Here is a 16708-nt window from a genome sequence, read left to right on the forward strand (position 1 = left end):
CTCCAAAATGAGACATAACCCGGTCTTCGACGCAGAAAAAGGGGTTTGACGCGAAAATCAGAATACATTATCCAATTTTTACCAAATATCAGGCATGCCGAGGATTGTTCCGTGGGCCTCATCGCTCCCCGTCTCGACGTCATCAAGCCAAGCCCCAGCATGGCGGTCACCGCGCGGGCAATCGAAATGCGCTCAGCCGGCATCGACGTCATCAGCCTGAGCGCCGGCGAGCCGGATTTTCCGACGCCTCCGCACATCGTCGAGGCGGCCTACGAGGCGATGCGCAGGGGGGAGACGCGCTATACGGCGGTGGATGGCACGGCCGCGCTGAAGAAGGCGGTGGCCGGAAAATTCAGGCGCGAGAACGGCCTCGACTACAAGCCTTCGCAAATCAGCGTCGCGGGTGGCGCAAAGCAGATCATCTACAACGCCCTGCTGGCAACGCTGGCTCCCGGCGACGAGGTGGTTGTCCCCGCGCCCTATTGGGTTTCCTACACCGACATCGTCCTGCTCGGCGAAGGCAAGCCCGTGGTCGTTCCCTGCACGGAGGCGCAGGGCTTCAAACTGACGCCGCAAGCCCTGCGAGCCGCGATCACGGGGCGCACGAAATGGCTGCTGCTCAACACGCCCTCCAATCCGACCGGCGCCGTCTACAGCCGCGACGAACTTGCGGGCCTGGCCGAGGTGTTGCTCGATCACCCGCATGTGCACGTGCTGACCGACGACATCTACGAGCATATCCTGTTCGACGGGCGCGCCTTCCACACCATCGCCGGCGTCGAGCCACGGCTGAAGGACCGCACGCTGACAGTCAATGGCGTGTCGAAGGCCTATGCCATGACCGGCTGGCGGATCGGCTACGCCGGCGGGCCGGAAGAGTTGATCCGTGCCATGGCGACCGTGCAGAGCCAAAGCACGTCGAACCCGTCATCCATCTCGCAGGCCGCGACCATAGCAGCACTGGAAGGTCCTCAGGACTTTCTTCGCCCGCGGGCGCTCGAATTCCAGGCGCGGCGCGACCGCGCACTGGAGCTGCTGCGCGCGATTCCCGGTCTCACCTGCCAGACGCCCGAGGGCGCCTTCTACCTCTATCCCAATTGCTCGGCCCTGATCGGCCGTCGCCGCCCGGACGGCACTCCTATCGGCAGCGACGACGATTTCTCGCTCTACCTGCTCGATCAGGCACGGGTCGCGGTGGTGCAGGGCTCAGCCTACGGCCTGTCACCGCATTTCCGCATTTCCATAGCCACGTCGATGGACCTGATCGAAAAAGCGATCAGGCGCATCGCCGAGGCCGTCGAAGCGCTGCGATAGGCCGGCGATGGATCTCGACTTCGTCCAGAAGCTGATCGAATTTGTCTCGCGTTCGCCCATTGCCGAACTGGAGATCGAGCGCGACGGCGTTCGCATCCGCATGTCCAGGCAGGCGGCGCCGGCGCAATCCGCGTCGCAGGTGCAGCCTTCGCCGCAGCCAGCCGCAGACACCGCCGTCTCTTCAAATCCAGCTTCGACAACTCCGCCCATCGCGTGGCATTCAATCCGCGCGCCGCTGACAGGCGTGTTCTACCGTTCCGGCACCGAAGGCGAACCGCCGCTCGCTTCGCTTGGCGATGTGGTCGTGGAAGGGCAGACGATCGGCGTCCTAGAAGCCATGAAGACGTTCAACGTCGTGGAATCCGATCGCGCTGGGCGGATCGTGCAGATCGCGTTCGACGACCATGCCGCCGTGCAGTCCGGTGACGTGCTGTTCGTTCTCGAAGATTTGGGCTAGCGGCGATGTTCGATACCGTCCTTATCGCCAACCGCGGTGAAATTGCACTGCGCATCCTGCGTGCATGCCGCGATCTCGGATTGAAGACGGTGGCGGCGCATTCGGAAGCCGATGCGGGCCTTCGCCATGTCGCGCTGGCGGACAGGGCGATCTGCATCGGACCGGCTGCCGCGACGGATAGCTATCTCAACATCGCCGAGATCATCACCGCCGCGCAGCTCGCCGGCGCGGGTGCGATCCATCCGGGCTATGGGTTCCTCTCGGAAAATGCTGCCTTCGCCGGGGCCGTCGAAAACGCCGGCCTCATCTTCATCGGGCCGTCTGCGGCGGCGATCCGTACCATGGGCGACAAGGTCTCCGCCAAGCGCACTATGATCGCCGCCGGCGTTCCCTGCGTTGCGGGCTCGCAAGGTGCGCTGCCGCAGGATGAGCAAGAAGTGCGCGCCATTGCCGAAGCCATCGGCTATCCGGTCATCGTCAAGGCGGCGGGTGGCGGCGGCGGGCGCGGCATGCGTATCGTGCGCGAGGAGCGCGCGCTGATGGAAGCCGTTTCGATGGCGGTGAAAGAGGCGGACCGCGCCTTCGGCAACCCGCAAGTCTATCTGGAAAAATTCCTCGAGCACCCGCGCCATATCGAGATCCAGATTCTGGCGGACAAGCACGGTAGGGCGGTCTGGCTCGGCGAGCGGGATTGCTCCATGCAGCGCCGCCACCAGAAGATCATCGAGGAGGCGCCGGCGCCCGGCATCGCCCGCGAGGCGATCGCCGAGATCGGCGACCTGTGTGCCAGCGCATGCCTGACCATCGGCTATACCGGTGCCGGCACGTTCGAGTTCCTCCACGAGGACGGACGCTTCTCTTTCATCGAGATGAACACCCGCGTGCAGGTGGAGCATCCCGTCACCGAACTCGTCACCGGTATCGATATCGTGCGTGAACAGATCCGCATCGCCCGCGGCGAACCCCTGTCGTTCAGCCAGGAAGACGTTCGCATTCAGGGCCACGCCGTCGAATGCCGCATCAACGCTGAAAATCCGTACAGCTTTCAGCCGCATCCGGGCCGGGTCGAGCGCTGGACGCCGCCGGGCGGTCCCGGAATCCGCGTCGAATCGCATCTCTATTCCGGCTACACCGTGCCGCCGCATTACGATTCGCTGGTGGCCAAGCTGTTGGCACATGGCGCGACGCGGGCCGAGGCGATCCGGCGCATGAGCGGGGCGCTGGGCGAGATGGAGGCGGTCGGCATCGCCACCAATGCACCGCTGCACGGCCTCCTCATGGAGGAGCCCGGCTTCGCCGCTGGCGGCTTCGATATCCACCATCTTGAACGTCTCATTGAAGGCGGTCTGCTCCGGGGACGAGGCGGTAATGACGGTTGAGGAGATCGAAAGGCTGACCGCCTGGTGCGCAAGTGCCGGCATCGGCGAGATCGAGCTGGCGGAGGCCGGCTTTTCGCTGCGCCTGCTTGTGCAGTCCGTTGTTGCCCCGACACCCGTGGCCGCGACCGAGGCGCCGAAGGCCGAAACGGTCTTCAAGGGTGTGCGCGCGCCCGGCGTCGGCGTGTTCCGTCTCGATCATCCAACGACCGGTCGGTCGGTTGCCGCACCTGGCCAAATGGTCCGCAAGGGCGAGACGGTCGGCGTCCTGCAGGTCGGCCCATGCCTGAAGGCCGTGCTCGCGCCGGCAGACGGCGTGCTGGGCGCGGCGCTGGCCGAGGACGGCGCGGTCGTCGGCTACGGCACGCCGCTCTACGAGCTGGTGTGAAGGCAGAGGCGATGGTTCGAACCACTGAGGAAAGCGCCATGGCGACCAAAGGATTGCAGGTCGATATCAATTCCGACATGGGCGAGGGTTTTGGAGCCTACAGGCTCGGCGACGATGCGGCGATCCTCGACATCGTCAGTTCCGCCAATGTGGCCTGCGGCTTTCATGCCGGCGACCCCGAGATCATGGCGGCCACGTTCTTGATGGCGCGCGAGAAGGGCGTCGCCGTTGGCGCGCATCCGAGCTTCGCCGATCTGTGGGGATTCGGACGCCGCATCATCCCGCATTCCATGGATGAGATCGAAAGGCTGGTCGCCTACCAGATCGGCGCGGCGCAGGCGCTTTCCGCCTATGCCGGCCACCCGATCCGCTATGTGAAGGCACATGGCGCGCTGGGCAACCTCACCCAGACGGACCGAGGCGTCGCCGAAGCCGTGACGCGCGCGGTCAAGGCCGTCGATCCCGGCCTGATCTGCCTGGCGATCGCGCTCGGCTTCCAGGACAGGATCGCGCGCGACGCGGGCCTGACGGTCAGGTCCGAAATCTTCGCCGACCGCGCCTATACGGAGGAAGGCTTTCTTGTCTCGCGCAAGCTGGACGGCGCGGTCATCCACGATGCCGAGAAGGCGGCGGAACGGGTCGTGCGGATGGTCAAGCAAGGCGCCATCGAGACGCTTTCCGGGCAGCTGCTGCGGACGCCGATCGATTCGATCTGCGTCCACAGCGACACGCCGGCGGCCGTCGCCATCGCCGCGCATGTCAGGAGACGGCTGGAAGCGAACGGTGTCAGGGTCCGAGCGTTCGCGGCCTGAGCACGGCCGAACGGTTACGCGGCCGTGCTGGCGGGCACGGCCGCCATCGTTTCAGAACCAGACATCGCTGAGGCGATGTCCGCGTGGATAAGGGTCTATCGGGTCAAGGCCATGCTGGCCGATGCTGGTGATCCAGGCCTGCCCGGCGATGGTGACCACGACGGCGTCGCGCTCGCCGACGCGCGCATTGGCGATCACGCGGGAATCGAAATGGGTCCCGATGATCGACTTGTTGCGGAACAGCTCACCCTTGGCGATCTGCCCTTTCGCAGACATCACTGCCAGCCGCCCGGTGGTGCCGGTGCCGGTCGGCGAGCGGTCGAGCCTGCCATGCAGGCACACCGTGCCGTTGACGCTTTCCACGCGCCCGTCGATGCGCTCGATCGGGCCTTCGAAAATCACGTTGGACACGTCGCGGATCTTCGCGTTCTCCGGATGCACGACCTCGAGCTGCTCGTTGACCGCCTTCTTGATGCGTTGGCCCATCAGCGACATCTGGTGAGCCTCGTCGGGTGTTATGGAAAAGCCGAGTGCGCGAGCGTTGACATGGGCGAAAGTCATGCCGCCATAGGAGGTGTCGACGGTGATCGTGCCGAGCCCTTCAACCTCGACTGGCGTGTCGAGATGGACCGCGAAAGCCGGCACATTGGTGAACTCCACCTGCTTCACCTTGCCGTTCTCGCAGAGGCAGCGCACCTCAATCATGCCGGCCGGTGCTTCCATGCGCAGCAATGTCTCGGGTTCCTTCATCGACACCATGCCGGTCTCCAGCGCCACGGTGGCGACGCAGATGGTGTTGGAGCCCGACATGGGCGGGTATTCGGTGCTTTCGAGGATCACATAGCCGAGGTCGGCCGAGCTATCGCAGGGCGGCAGGATGATGTTGGCGTTGACGTAGGGTGCGCCGCGCGGTTCGAAGAGGACCAGCCCGCGTATGTCATCCATATGCTCTTGCAGATATTCCTTCTTTTCGAACATGGTCTTGCCGGGCACGTCCATGACGCCGCCGGTGATCACATTGCCGACTTCTCCCTCGGCATGGCAGCCGACGACCGTGAATGTTCTAGACCAGCGCATTTCTTCTCCTTCTGAACGATCGGTTCTCAATTCCTGCGGCGATGAGGGGAATGGAGTGCTTTCGCAAAACGCGGATGAGGCGGACGAATGACTTCAAACGCCGTCCAGCCCTTGCTCGAGACAACGGTCGAGCTGTTCGATCTCCTGGGCTGAGAGGCTGATGCCGTCTCTCTCCGAAGCCGCACGAGCAAGGAACCGCCGCTGCGAGGGCAGGCGTGCACCCTGACCTACGATCGCCTCGAACAGGGCTTCAGCACGACCCAGAGGATTTCCGGGACGGCCGGCGGAAAAAGCTTGCGGCGAAAAGGCGATGATCAGCTCTCCATGCGATGGATAAAGCGTCGTGGTGCCAAGCAGATCGAGTGCCTCGGGGCTGGTCAGGTCGCCGATCATAATGCCGGCGAGCAGTTCGATCATCGTGCCGATGGCAGAACCCTTGTGCCCGCCGAAGGAAAGCATGGCGCCTGCCAGGGCAGCTTCCGGATCCGTCGTCGGCCTGCCGTCGACATCGATCGCCCAGCCTTCCGGCAGTTTCTTGCCGGCCCGGCGGTGCAGCTCGATCTCGCCGCGCGCGGCAACCGAGGTCGCGAAGTCGAAAACATAAGGTGGCTGCTCTTCGCGCGGCCAGCCAAAGGCAAAAGGATTGGTGCCAAGCAAGGGTCTGTTGCCACCGGTCGGGGCGACTGTGGCATAGCTCGGGCACATGGCCAGGCCGGCAAGGCCTGCCTGCGTCAGGGCTTCGACCTCCACCCAAAGGGCGGAAAAATGTACCGCATCGTTGATCGCGAGCGCGGCAATGCCGCACGAGCGTGCTCGTTCGACCAGCACGGGCAGACCCAGTTCGAAGGCCGGGTTGGCGAAACCGTGCTTCGCATCCACTTTGACGAGGGCGGGAGCGTCTTGAGGCAACAACTCGGGCACCGCGTTCGGCTCCACCTTTCCGGCCTTGATCGTCCGCAGGGCGCCTTCGATCCGGTAGACACCATGCGATTTGCAGGCGTCGCGTTCCGCCGCGACGATGACCCGTGTGATGGCGCTGGCCTGGATGGGGTTCAGTCCGGCCTTGCGGAAAATTGCATCGACGCGCTCATGCAGGGCATCGATGGTGAGAACGGTGTTGCTCATTTCTGGCCTTCGGGTTTTGGCTGCGCGCAAACGCTGCCTTTAAAAATCCAGACCGCCGGCAAAGGCTCTTAGATCCTTTGCAAGCAAAGCGGGCTGCTCGAGGGCTGCGAAATGACCACCGCGCGGCATCGCTGTCCACCGGCGGATGTCCTTGAAGACGCGTTCGACCCAGCTTCTTGGCGGCATCGGCAGCTCTTTGGGAAACAACGCCACCGCAAGCGGGACGTTGATCGTCGTGCCGGGCGCGAATGCAAGCGGGCGAGCGCGCGTTTCCCAATAGAGCCGCATCGACGAAGCGACGGTCCGGGTGAACCAGTAAAGCGAGATGTTGGCGAGCATGTCGTCGCGCGAAAAAGCGGCGTTACCCAGATCGCCGTCGCAATCGCTCCAGTCGCGGAATTTTTCGATCATCCAGGCTGCCAGTCCGACCGGCGAATCCATCAGCCCGTAGGCAAGCGTTTGCGGACGCGTCGCTTGAATATGAGCATAGGCGCCATGAAGATCCGCCCATCCGGCTTTCCGTTCCAGGAAGGCGCGTTCTTCCAAGGTCAGGTCGCCATCCGGGCTTGGATCGTGAGGGGGGGAGAATGAGCCGGGGATGAAATTGAGATGCACCCCGGCGAGACTGTCGGGATGCGCGTGTGCCAGACAGGTCGACACGCCGGCGCCCAGATCCCCTCCCTGGGCGAGATATCGTTTGTAGCCGAGACGGCTCATCAACTCGGCCCACAGGTCGGCAATTGTGAACAGGTTGAGACCAGGCTTGGTCGGCCGGCTCGAAAAGCCATAGCCGGGAATCGACGGGGCCACGACATTGAAGGCGTCCTCCTGTCTTCCGCCATGCGAAAGCGGGTCGGTCAGAAGCGGGATCAGCCTGTGAAATTCGAAGACGCTGCCTGGCCAGCCATGTGTGAGTATGACCGTTCTGCCGGTCGCAACAGCGGGGCGCGCATGGATGAAATGGATGGTTTGGCCACCGATTTCCGTCTGGTAGTGCGGATGGATGTTCCAGGCGGCTTCCTGCTTGCGCCAGTCGAAGCCGGAGCGCCAGTGCTGCATAAGTAGCCGCAGTTCTTCGTATTCCGTTCCCTGCGCCCAGCCTATCGCCTGCAATTGGTCCGGCTCGCGCCAGTTCGAGATGCGCTTCTTCAAATCGTCGATTTCAGACTGGGCAATCTCGATCGTGAAGGGGCGAATTTTCATGGGGCCCTCTGCTTGCCGACGATGAGGTTGCGGGCGGCGATAAAGTCGCGACGTCGCTGCCGGTTGGCGCGAAGCGCTTCCGTCGACGCTTCGATCGACACAGGCAAGAAACGCAGGCGCGCGCCGACCGGCGCTTGCGCCAGCCGCCAGAGGTCGGCTTCGATCACCGTAGCGATCTTCGGATAGCCGCCGCACGTGTTGGCATCGGCAAGCTGGATGATCGGTTGGCCGGACGGCGGCACTTGAACGGTGCCCGGCACGATACCGTGGGAGAGCAATTCCAGCGGTGAGAGGAGGGAAAGCGTCTCTCCGGAAAGGCGATATCCCATACGGTTGGCGTCGTTGGTGATGCTCCATTCGTTGCCGGTGAAAGCCGCCTGGGCCTCCGGCGTGAAGGCGTCGAATTCGGCGGCCGGCAGAACCCGCAATTCGATTGCGCAGGCAGCGCCGTCCGCCGCGCCGCGCCGCTCCTCCAGCGCTGAGCCAAACCCGCCCGCAGGAAGGCCGCATTGCGCAGGGTTGAGCGCAAGCCGGTCGCCGCGGGACAGCCCGCGTCCGGCGAGCCCGCCGAAACTGCCTTTCACATCCGTCGCGCGCGACCCCATGACTGGCGGCAGATCGAGCCCGCCGGCGAAGGCGATGTAGGAACGGGCACCGATGCGCGGCGCTTCGAGGACAAGGGTCTCGCCGGCGCGGATCGCCATGGCCCACCAGGGCGGGCAGGGCCGGTCGCCGACGCTGACGGCGCAATCCGCGCCGGTGATGGCGACGGCGGTGTCGATGTGCACGCGCAGCCGGAACGGATGAAGCGCGACCTCGATCCCGGCGGCCGAGGGATCATTGCCCAGCATGAGATTGGCGATCGCCAACGCCTGCCTGTCCATGGCGCCGCCATGGCTGACCCCCAGCGCCAGATGGCCGGGCCGGCCGAGATCCTGGACGGTGTTCGGCAGGCCGGTGGTGAGGATCTCGATCATGCCTCGATCCCTGCGATTGCGAAGCGGATCGTGTCTCCAGGCCTGAGCAGCACGGGCAATTCCGCTTCGGCCCTGAACAGCGTCACGTCCGTATGGCCGATGATGTGCCATCCGGATGGTGCTGTCATCGGCATGATACCCGCCTGCGCGCCGCCGATGATAACGGCGCCCTCGGCGACTTTGAGGCGAGGCGTGCTGCGCCGTGCCCACGCCAGCCGCGGGTCGAGACCGGACAGATAGGGAAAGCCCGGCATGGCGCCGATGGCAGCCACGGTGTAGGTGGCCGCCGCGTGGCGCCTGACGGTTTCATCGACAGACATGCCGCAATGCGCGGCCCAGCCGGCGAGGTCCTCGCCGCGCGCGCCGCCATAGCTGACGGGAATGGTATGATGCGTACCGGCTATCGCGGAGGCTTCCGTGCTGGCCCAGAGCGACTTCAGCTGCTCGCCGAGGCTTTGTGCGTCGGTGGCGAGCGGGTCGAACACTACGAGGAGGTTGTTCATGCCGGGAACGGCCTCGCGTACTCCCTCGAGGTTCAGCGCGGCATCCGCTACCGCCCAGACCAGTTCCTGGGTGGCATCATTGAAAGCCCCCTGCGCGCCATCGAGCAGCAGCGCGCCTGATCCCGCAAGACTGATGTGGGGCGTACCTGCAACCACGGGCGGTCAGTCCTTCACCGGCACTGTATAGTTCAGGATCAGGCGACCGCCATCCGGATAGATGGTTTGGCCGACAATGTAGGAGGCGTCGTCGCTGGCCAGGAAGGAAGCGACGCTGGCGATCTCCGAGGGTTCGCCACAGCGGCCGCTCGGCGTGCGCGACAGGATGGTCTGGCGCTGCGCTTCGCTGGCCATGACGGAACTCTTGACCATGTCGGTCAGGATGGTGCCGGGGCCGATGGCGTTGACGCGGATGTTGTGCGGGATCAGGCCGACGGCCATCACCGCCGTCAGCTGCTTGATGCCACCCTTGGACACGGCATAGGCGACGGAATTGGGAATGGCCAGAATGGCGTTGATCGACGACATGTTGATGATCGAGCCGCCGCGTCCCTGCGCGATCATGGCTCTTGCCGCAGCCTGCCCAAGAAGGAAGGGCGCCTTGAGATTGACGCGCTGAACCAGGTCGAAGGCCTCCTCGGGGAAGTCGACGAAATCGTCCAGATGGATGATGCCGGCATTGTTGATGAGCACGTCGACACCGCCGAAGCTTTGCATGGCCTTGGCAATGATGCCGTCGGCCATGTCCCTGCTGATTTCGGAAAGGTCGGCGGACAGCCAGACGGCGCGCTCGCCAAGACGTTCGGCATGCTCGCGCCCGCGATCGGCCTGCACGTCGACAAGCACAACCTTGGCGCCATCGGCATGAAAGCGCTCGGCGCAGGCAAGGCCAAGGCCTTGTGCCGCCCCGGTAACGATCACGACTTTTCCTGCGTGCTTCACGATCCAAATCCCTTTTATGATTTTTGACAATTATGGATATGTTATCCAACTTATCTTGAACTTCGACGCCATTGCAAGCCCGGATGAATGGCTGCCGGATGACTGCACTAGGCCGGCACGCAGCGGTTTTGGGCAGTCTTTGCTTTTTTCAGAGGACTATCCGCAAGTCGGTTGACACTGCCGAATTAATTGTGATTGGATACTATATTCACAAAAGAGGACCGACAGTGGGAGAACGGGAGATGGCAGATGCACCTCAGGGAAGCGAACTGATAGACGCGTTCCGCGCTCTTGCGACGCCACTGATCAGCGACAATCTCGCTCGTGTCCCCGGAGCTGTCGGGTTGCGGCCATTTCATCGGGTGAGCGGCGTCATGGCGGGGAGGGCGCTGACGGTCAGGACCCGTCCCGGCGACAACCAGTTCATCCATCGTGCGCTCGATCTGTTGCAGCCCGGAGACGTCATCGTCGTCGATGGCGGTGGCTATGAGGGCCGCGCGCTGGTCGGCGAAATCATGACAAGTGTCGCGGCGTCGCGCGGCGCCGCAGGCATTGTCATCGACGGCGCCATCCGCGATGCCGGTGCCATCGGCCGCAGTCCGTTTCCATGCTTCGCGCGATCGGCCATCCATCTCGGGCCGTACAAGGATGGTCCGGGAGCCATTAATGTTCCCGTCTGCATAGGCGGCATGGTCGTCGGTCCAGGTGACATCGTCGTGGGCGACGAGGATGGCGTCGTGGCATTTCCAATCGACGGTGCCGCGGCCTTGCTGGCCGCCGTCCTGGCGCAGGAAAGCCGCGAGGCCGACATCATGCAGAGCATCCGGGAGAACCGCTACCAGGGGGCGTATGCCCGGGCCTCCGGCGGCAGTCACTGATCTGCCGGGTCAGTCCTTGCCGGTGACAAATCGCGTGGCCGGCTGGCGATCTTGCTCAACATAACCGCTCCCCAGCTAACCGAGGGGCGAAACAATGCATTTCAGGTACGCCGCCTGGATGCGCCAACAGGGGAAAATGGAGAGAATTAATGGTTGTTTCCTTCAAGAGGCTCACTTGTGCCACCGCCCTTGCCGGGCTGGCTCTGACCACGATGGCCGCGGCTGCCGACATCAAGATCGGCATCGTGGCTCCCATGACTGGCCAACTGGCCAGTGAAGGGCAGGATATGGAGAATGCCGTGAAGATGGCGATCGATGCCGTCAACGCCAAAGGCGGCGTCAACGGCGACAAGATCACCACCACGACCGCCGATGACGCCTGCGATCCGCAGCAGGCGGTGACCGCAGGCAGCAAGCTTGTCTCGGAAGGCGTGACTGCCATCGTCGGCGGCTACTGTTCGGGCGCCGTCTTGCCGACGTTGAAGATCTACGGTGACGCCGGCATCCCATTCGTCATCATCGGAGCGAATTCGACCAAGCTGGTCGCTGCCAATCAGGGCAATGCCTTCCTCGCCAATTCGACCGGCGACATGCAGGCGACGACGGCCGTCGAACTCTTCAAGAAGAACGGCTTCAAGAAGATCGCGGTCGTGGACGAAGGCGATGCCTATTCGTCCGACTTGGCCAAGCTGACCGCCGAAGCCTTCAAGAGCGCAGGCGGCGAAATTGCCGCCAAGGAGACCACCACGGCCGGCGAGCAGGATTATTCGGCGGTCGTCACCAAGATCAAATCAAACGGCGCCGACGCTGTCTTCTGGACCGCCTATCATGCCGGTGGCGCATTGCTCACCAAGCAGCTTCGGCAGGCCGGTTTCCAGGGCGGCATTGTGCTGGGCGACGGCAACAATTCGCCGGAATATCTGGAAATCGCCGGTTCGGCCGGTGAGGGCGTGTACCTGTTGTCCCCGCCCACCGTCGACCTCCTGTCCGGCGCGGCCGACTTCAAGGCCAAGTACAAGGAAACCTATGGCCGCGATGCCGGCGCCTATGCGGCGCTCTCCCACGATGTGGGCGACTTGATCGCCGATGCGATCACGCGGGCCAAGTCGGTGGATCAAAAGGCGATCATCGAAGCGCTCAAGGCAAGCGACTTCAAGGGCCTTGCCGGTGAAATCAAGTTTACCGACAAGAACACGCTCCAGACGTCAAATTTCCGCCCGGTGATCGCCAAGGGCGGCAAGTGGGTGGCTGTCGAATAAAGGCGAACCAGATTGACGCCGAGGCAGGCCTTGTGGCGGCCTCGGCGTCACCGCCGATTGTCTGGCGCCGACGCTGCGCCCAGGCAAGACTTTTTCAATTCTGCCCCCGGAGCATCAATGACGCTCGACCTGCTTATTCAGCAACTGGTGAACGGTCTTATCGTCGGCTCGTTCTATGCCCTGATCGCGCTTGGCTACAGCATGGTGTTCGGCGTCATCAAGCTCCTGAATTTCGCCCATGGCGACATCTACATGAACGGCGCCTTCGTTGGCCTCATCGTGTTTTCCTTCGTCGGCATATGGGTTGGCAACGGCTGGCTGGGCGTGGTCTGCGCCCTGCTGGTGTCGATGTTGGTTGTCGGCTTGCTCGGCGTCGTCATCGAACGCTTCGCCTATCGGCCGATGCGCAATGCGCCGCGCCTCTCCATCCTGATCACGGCGCTCGGTGCGTCGATGGTGCTGAACGGTACGGCACTCGCCCTGACGGGCGGGCGGCATTACGCCTTCAACACGGATCTCGGTTTTGCCGGTGTCGACATTTCCACCGTTCACATCACCTACACGCAGATGGTGCTTGTGGCCGCCTCCATCGCTCTTATGGCCGGGATGCAGGCCTTTGTCTCACGCACCATGTACGGCAAGGCGATGCGCGCGGTGTCCATCGACATGGGGGCAAGCCGCCTGATGGGCATCGATGTCGACCGGGTGATCGCATTGACCTTTTTCATGGGTTCGGCGCTCGCCGCCGGCGGCGGGGTCATGGCCGGCGCCTATTATGGCAGTGTCCATTTCTTCATGGGCTTCATCATGGGGCTCAAGGCCTTCACCGCCGCGGTCATAGGCGGGATCGGCAGCGTGCCGGGCGCCATGCTCGGCGGCTTGCTGCTCGGCCTGCTCGAGGCTTTCGGCTCGTCCTTGCCCTTCGTCGGCTCGGAGTGGCGTGACGTCTTCGTGTTCGGGACCTTGATCCTGTTCCTTGTGTTCAAGCCGACCGGCCTTCTTGGTCGCTCGGTGGTGGAGCGGGTGTGATGACCGACGAAGTGAGGACCATGCCGGCCACCGCGCAACCGCGACTGATGCGCTGGTCCGTTGTGCTGCCTGGCCTGGCGGCACTCGCCTGCGCGCTGGTGTTGCCGCAATTCGCCAACGCCTATGTGACTGAGGTGGCGACCACGGCGCTGCTCTATGTCGTTCTGTGCCTCGGGCTCAACATTGTCGTCGGCTATGCGGGTCTGCTCGATCTCGGCTACGCCGCCTTCTTCGCGGTGGGCGCCTACACATCAGGCATCCTGACCGCGGAGTTCGGCTTCAATTTCTGGCTCACCATCCCGGTCGCCATGGCGGCAGCCTGCGTGGCCGGCATCATCATCGGCGCTCCGACCTTGAGGCTGCGCAGCGACTATCTGGCGATCGTGACGCTGGGCTTCGGCGAGATCGTGCGCATCATCGCCCGCAACCTGGACATCACCGGCGGCGCCAGCGGCCTTATCGGCATCGAGCGGCCGGAGATCTTCGGCTTCAAGCTGATGCAGGTGCAGCACTTCTACTATGCGTTCCTGGTGCTGGCGCTGCTCACCGCCTTCGTCTGCCTGAGCGTCGAGCGGTCGCGAATGGGACGAGCCTGGTTTTACGTTCGCTATGATGAGGACGCCGCCGCCGGTATCGGCATCAACCGTGTCACGGCCAAGCTGCAGGCCTATATGATGGGCGCGGTGATCGCGTCCGTGGCCGGATGCCTCTACGCGGCCAAGATGACGGCCATCTCGCCGGAGAGTTTCACCTTCAACCAATCGCTGCTCATCCTGCTTGGCGTCGTGCTGGGTGGCATGGGCCGCATTCCCGGCGTTGTGCTCGGTGCAGTTCTCGTGGCCCTGCTTCCGGAGGTGCTGCGCGGGGCGGGCACCTATCGTCCCCTGGTGACCGCGGTTGCGCTGCTGGCAATCATGCTCTTCAGGCCGAACGGGCTCTGGCCGGACAAGCGAGTTTGACCATGGCCTTGCTGAAAGTCCGCGATCTGCGCCTCAGTTTCGGAGGACTGAAAGTCCTTCACGACATTTCGTTCTCGGTCGAGAAGGGCGCTATCAACAGTCTTATCGGGCCGAACGGGGCCGGCAAGACGTCGCTCTTCAATTGCCTGACCGGATTCTACAAGCCGAAGGGCGGCTCGATCAGTCTGGGCGGCCGGCCAATTACCGGTTTGCCGCCGCATCGCATCACCGCGCTCGGGCTCGCCCGCACATTTCAGAACATCCGGCTGTTCAAGGAAATGACCGTTCTGGAAAACGCCATGTCCGGCCAGCATTGCCGCAGCCGCCACGGCATTGTGTCGGCGATCCTGCACTTGCCGGCACAGCGGCGCGAGGAGGAGGCGATCCGAGCAGCCGGCATGCGCTGGCTCGATTTCGTCGGCATCCAGCAGCACGCGCATCGCCGCGCCGGCGGTCTTTCCTATGGCGATCAACGGCGGCTTGAACTCGCAAGAGCCCTGGCGTCGGCGCCCGAGCTCATCTTGCTGGACGAGCCTGCCGCCGGCCTGAACGAGCGCGAGAAGTTGGACCTTGTGCACCTGATCCGCCGCATTCGCGACGAGACCGGCGTCACCGTCCTGCTGATCGAGCACGACATGGGCCTGGTCATGCAAGTGTCGGAGAAGATCGTGGTGTTCGACTACGGCCAGAAGATCGCCGACGGGCCACCGGAGGCCGTGCGAGCGGACCCCAGGGTTATCGAAGCCTATCTCGGTACGGAGGAATGATGGACGTCGAAATCGTTCTTTCCGCGGACCGCATCGTCGCGCGCTATGACGGCATCGAAGCCCTTCATGGCGTCAGCCTTTCGGTCAAGCGCGGCCAGATCGTCGCCCTGCTTGGCGCAAACGGTGCGGGCAAGAGCACCACGCTGCGCACGCTATCGGGCCTTGTTGCCGCATCCTCTGGAAGTGTCCGCTTCCTGGGCGAGGACATAACCAGGGTTCCTGCCCATCGCCTGCCGCATCGCGGGCTCGTCCACGTTCCGGAGGGAAGGCGTATCTTCGGCGACATGACGATCAAGGAGAACCTTGACCTCGGCTCGTTTACGCTTGCCGACGATGTCGAGCGCCGCCGGCGGCTGGACCACGTTTTTGAACTCTTCCCCATCCTGGCCCGCAGACAGAATGGCGATGCAAGGAACCTCTCGGGAGGTGAGCAGCAGATGCTGGCGATCGGGAGGGCCCTCATGGCCGCGCCCAAGGTTCTCCTGCTCGATGAGCCTTCCATGGGCCTGGCGCCGCAATTGATCAAGGAAGTCATGAACATCGTGCAACGCCTCAATCGTGAAGGCGTGACCATTCTGCTCGTGGAGCAGAACAGCAAAGTCGCCTTGAAGTTCGCCGACTACGGCTATGTGCTCAAAGCCGGGCGCGTCGTTCTTGAGGGACCAGGCAGCGATCTCGCGAGCAATGAAGCGGTCATCAGCGCCTATCTAGGCGGCGTCGCCGCCTAGATACATGGGCTCGAACCGCTTATGGCTGGGTCGCGGGGCCGTACGAAACAATGCAGGAAATTTGCGAGACCGGTCGCGAGTTGGCTGTCGCGCTATTTGACCGTCATGCGGGTTTGTCATCCGGGTGGCCTAGTTCGCAAAACCAGCCGCCCAGATATTTCACCGAGGGTGCCTTCGGATCGGGAACCGGCGTCCTCGCCTCCACCGCTGCGCGGAACGGCTCGGCACTGTCCTGGGGAACAAATCCGATATGGTCTGCGCCGCTGTTGTCGACCATCTTCAGCTTGTTGTCTGAGATGCCGAAGGAGATCGTGTGGCCGACACGCGGCGCGGTAAGAGCTGCCTCGACCAGGCGCACGCAGTCGGCGAAAGAAAGATACGACCACAGCATGCGGCGGTCGGCCGGCTCGGGGAAGGACGAGAAGATGCGCAGGCACGCGGTCTCGATGCCGAACTTGTCCCAGTAGAGCCGACTCAGGCTTTCGACGAAATTCTTCGAGACGCCGTAGAGGCTGTCCGGACGCACCGGCGCGTCGATGCCGATATGAGCTTCGACTTCATGGTAGCCGATGGCATGCACCGAGGAGGCATAGATGACGCGCTTCACACCGTGTTTCCGGGCGCCTTCGTAGATGTGATAGGAGCCACGGATGCTGGAATCCAGGATCGTTTGCCAGGCGCATTCAAGCGGCGCGCCGCCGAAATGCACGATCGCGTCGCAATCCCTGGTGGCTGCGATTGTCGCCTCCATGTCGGCGAGGTCGAAGACCGCCTCTTCTTCGTGCGGGGCAAGGTCGCCGAACGGTTCGCGACCCGCCAGGCGGATGGTTCTTGCCAGCGGCACCAGCCCCTTTCGCAGTTCCGAGCCGAGGCGGCCGGCTGCGCCGGTGATCAGGATGCGTTCGTAATGGGGCATG

Annotated in this window: 18 protein-coding genes; 11 read left to right on the forward strand and 7 right to left on the reverse strand. The window is 63.5% G+C overall.

All coding sequences use genetic code 11. From position 1 onward, the window contains the following. Nucleotides 1–111: 111 nt before the first annotated feature. From C8D77_RS05800 to C8D77_RS05820, 5 genes are read left to right on the forward strand one after another with little or no spacing between them, the layout of a single operon-like run. Nucleotides 112–1314: a pyridoxal phosphate-dependent aminotransferase gene (locus tag C8D77_RS05800; RefSeq protein ID WP_109660123.1), complete on the forward strand. Its 1203-nt coding sequence runs from the start codon at nt 112–114 to the stop codon at nt 1312–1314. 7 nt (nt 1315–1321) lie between these two features. Then, nucleotides 1322–1771 (forward strand): acetyl-CoA carboxylase biotin carboxyl carrier protein, encoded by a 450-nt coding sequence (locus C8D77_RS05805; RefSeq protein WP_109660125.1) that lies wholly within the window; start codon nt 1322–1324, stop codon nt 1769–1771. A gap of 5 nt (nt 1772–1776) precedes the next feature. Further along, nucleotides 1777–3150, forward strand: coding sequence for an acetyl-CoA carboxylase biotin carboxylase subunit (gene accC / locus C8D77_RS05810; protein ID WP_109660127.1), 1374 nt, complete (start codon nt 1777–1779; stop codon nt 3148–3150). Beyond that, nucleotides 3140–3535, forward strand: a complete 396-nt coding sequence (locus C8D77_RS05815; RefSeq protein ID WP_109660129.1) for an acetyl-CoA carboxylase biotin carboxyl carrier protein — start codon at nt 3140–3142, stop codon at nt 3533–3535. Before accC ends, C8D77_RS05815 begins: the two co-directional genes overlap by 11 nt. A gap of 38 nt (nt 3536–3573) precedes the next feature. After that, entirely contained in the window at nt 3574–4347 is a 774-nt protein-coding gene (locus C8D77_RS05820; protein ID WP_109660131.1) for a LamB/YcsF family protein, read from the forward strand. A gap of 51 nt (nt 4348–4398) precedes the next feature. On the opposite strand, the gene C8D77_RS05825 is transcribed toward C8D77_RS05820, so the two are convergent. The 6 genes from C8D77_RS05825 to C8D77_RS05850 all read right to left on the reverse strand — a co-directional run bounded on the left by C8D77_RS05825 (nt 4399) and on the right by C8D77_RS05850 (nt 10171). Further along, nucleotides 4399–5424 carry a proline racemase family protein gene (locus tag C8D77_RS05825; RefSeq protein ID WP_109660133.1) on the reverse strand — a complete coding sequence of 342 codons (1026 nt, stop codon included), beginning with the start codon at nt 5422–5424 and terminating at the stop codon, nt 4399–4401. Between the two features lie 93 nt (nt 5425–5517). Beyond that, nucleotides 5518–6549, reverse strand: coding sequence for an Ldh family oxidoreductase (locus C8D77_RS05830; RefSeq protein ID WP_109660135.1), 1032 nt, complete (start codon nt 6547–6549; stop codon nt 5518–5520). 39 nt (nt 6550–6588) lie between these two features. Further along, on the reverse strand, nt 6589–7752 hold the full coding sequence (locus C8D77_RS05835) for an epoxide hydrolase family protein (RefSeq protein ID WP_109660137.1): 1164 nt from the start codon (nt 7750–7752) through the stop codon (nt 6589–6591). Beyond that, a complete protein-coding gene (locus C8D77_RS05840; RefSeq protein WP_109660139.1) occupies nt 7749–8729 on the reverse strand; it encodes a 5-oxoprolinase subunit C family protein in 981 nt (326 codons plus the stop codon). Before C8D77_RS05840 ends, C8D77_RS05835 begins: the two co-directional genes overlap by 4 nt. Further along, nucleotides 8726–9388, reverse strand: a complete 663-nt coding sequence (gene pxpB / locus C8D77_RS05845; protein WP_109660142.1) for a 5-oxoprolinase subunit PxpB — start codon at nt 9386–9388, stop codon at nt 8726–8728. The genes C8D77_RS05840 and pxpB overlap by 4 nt, the downstream gene beginning before the upstream one ends. A 6-nt stretch (nt 9389–9394) precedes the next feature. Further along, nucleotides 9395–10171, reverse strand: coding sequence for an SDR family NAD(P)-dependent oxidoreductase (locus tag C8D77_RS05850; RefSeq protein ID WP_164548750.1), 777 nt, complete (start codon nt 10169–10171; stop codon nt 9395–9397). 242 nt (nt 10172–10413) lie between these two features. Here C8D77_RS05850 and C8D77_RS05855 point away from each other — a divergent pair, with 242 nt between their 5' ends. The 6 genes from C8D77_RS05855 to C8D77_RS05880 all read left to right on the forward strand — a co-directional run bounded on the left by C8D77_RS05855 (nt 10414) and on the right by C8D77_RS05880 (nt 15791). Beyond that, complete coding sequence (locus C8D77_RS05855) at nt 10414–11049, forward strand: RraA family protein (protein WP_109660144.1); 636 nt, start codon at nt 10414–10416, stop codon at nt 11047–11049. 149 nt (nt 11050–11198) lie between these two features. Further along, nucleotides 11199–12308 carry a branched-chain amino acid ABC transporter substrate-binding protein gene (locus tag C8D77_RS05860; RefSeq protein ID WP_109660146.1) on the forward strand — a complete coding sequence of 370 codons (1110 nt, stop codon included), beginning with the start codon at nt 11199–11201 and terminating at the stop codon, nt 12306–12308. A 117-nt stretch (nt 12309–12425) separates the two neighbouring features. After that, on the forward strand, nt 12426–13337 hold the full coding sequence (locus C8D77_RS05865; RefSeq protein WP_109660147.1) for a branched-chain amino acid ABC transporter permease: 912 nt from the start codon (nt 12426–12428) through the stop codon (nt 13335–13337). After that, entirely contained in the window at nt 13337–14296 is a 960-nt protein-coding gene (locus C8D77_RS05870; RefSeq protein ID WP_245462898.1) for a branched-chain amino acid ABC transporter permease, read from the forward strand. The genes C8D77_RS05865 and C8D77_RS05870 overlap by 1 nt, the downstream gene beginning before the upstream one ends. Before the next feature lie 2 nt (nt 14297–14298). Further along, nucleotides 14299–15063 carry an ABC transporter ATP-binding protein gene (locus C8D77_RS05875; protein ID WP_109660151.1) on the forward strand — a complete coding sequence of 255 codons (765 nt, stop codon included), beginning with the start codon at nt 14299–14301 and terminating at the stop codon, nt 15061–15063. Then, nucleotides 15063–15791 carry an ABC transporter ATP-binding protein gene (locus tag C8D77_RS05880; protein ID WP_109660153.1) on the forward strand — a complete coding sequence of 243 codons (729 nt, stop codon included), beginning with the start codon at nt 15063–15065 and terminating at the stop codon, nt 15789–15791. The genes C8D77_RS05875 and C8D77_RS05880 overlap by 1 nt, the downstream gene beginning before the upstream one ends. Nucleotides 15792–15894: 103 nt before the next feature. Here C8D77_RS05880 and C8D77_RS05885 read toward each other — a convergent pair whose 3' ends face one another. Beyond that, complete coding sequence (locus C8D77_RS05885) at nt 15895–16707, reverse strand: NAD-dependent epimerase/dehydratase family protein (RefSeq protein ID WP_109660155.1); 813 nt, start codon at nt 16705–16707, stop codon at nt 15895–15897. Nucleotide 16708: the final 1 nt, after the last annotated feature.

Source organism: Mesorhizobium loti, assembly GCF_003148495.1.
Taxonomy (GTDB): Bacteria; Pseudomonadota; Alphaproteobacteria; order Rhizobiales; family Rhizobiaceae; genus Mesorhizobium; species Mesorhizobium loti.

What these genes read in the sequence shown, in the direction of transcription:
- C8D77_RS05805 (WP_109660125.1), top strand. Translation starts at nt 1,322, where the DNA reads ATGGATCTCGACTTCGTCCAGAAGCTGATCGAATTTGTCTCGCGTTCG.
- accC (WP_109660127.1), top strand. Translation starts at nt 1,777, where the DNA reads ATGTTCGATACCGTCCTTATCGCCAACCGCGGTGAAATTGCACTGCGC.
- C8D77_RS05815 (WP_109660129.1), top strand. Translation starts at nt 3,140, where the DNA reads ATGACGGTTGAGGAGATCGAAAGGCTGACCGCCTGGTGCGCAAGTGCC.
- C8D77_RS05820 (WP_109660131.1), top strand. Translation starts at nt 3,574, where the DNA reads ATGGCGACCAAAGGATTGCAGGTCGATATCAATTCCGACATGGGCGAG.
- C8D77_RS05825 (WP_109660133.1), bottom strand. Translation starts at nt 5,424, where the DNA reads ATGCGCTGGTCTAGAACATTCACGGTCGTCGGCTGCCATGCCGAGGGA.
- C8D77_RS05830 (WP_109660135.1), bottom strand. Translation starts at nt 6,549, where the DNA reads ATGAGCAACACCGTTCTCACCATCGATGCCCTGCATGAGCGCGTCGAT.
- C8D77_RS05835 (WP_109660137.1), bottom strand. Translation starts at nt 7,752, where the DNA reads ATGAAAATTCGCCCCTTCACGATCGAGATTGCCCAGTCTGAAATCGAC.
- C8D77_RS05840 (WP_109660139.1), bottom strand. Translation starts at nt 8,729, where the DNA reads ATGATCGAGATCCTCACCACCGGCCTGCCGAACACCGTCCAGGATCTC.
- C8D77_RS05855 (WP_109660144.1), top strand. Translation starts at nt 10,414, where the DNA reads ATGGCAGATGCACCTCAGGGAAGCGAACTGATAGACGCGTTCCGCGCT.
- C8D77_RS05860 (WP_109660146.1), top strand. Translation starts at nt 11,199, where the DNA reads ATGGTTGTTTCCTTCAAGAGGCTCACTTGTGCCACCGCCCTTGCCGGG.
- C8D77_RS05865 (WP_109660147.1), top strand. Translation starts at nt 12,426, where the DNA reads ATGACGCTCGACCTGCTTATTCAGCAACTGGTGAACGGTCTTATCGTC.
- C8D77_RS05870 (WP_245462898.1), top strand. Translation starts at nt 13,337, where the DNA reads ATGACCGACGAAGTGAGGACCATGCCGGCCACCGCGCAACCGCGACTG.
- C8D77_RS05875 (WP_109660151.1), top strand. Translation starts at nt 14,299, where the DNA reads ATGGCCTTGCTGAAAGTCCGCGATCTGCGCCTCAGTTTCGGAGGACTG.
- C8D77_RS05880 (WP_109660153.1), top strand. Translation starts at nt 15,063, where the DNA reads ATGGACGTCGAAATCGTTCTTTCCGCGGACCGCATCGTCGCGCGCTAT.
- C8D77_RS05885 (WP_109660155.1), bottom strand. Translation starts at nt 16,707, where the DNA reads ATGCCCCATTACGAACGCATCCTGATCACCGGCGCAGCCGGCCGCCTC.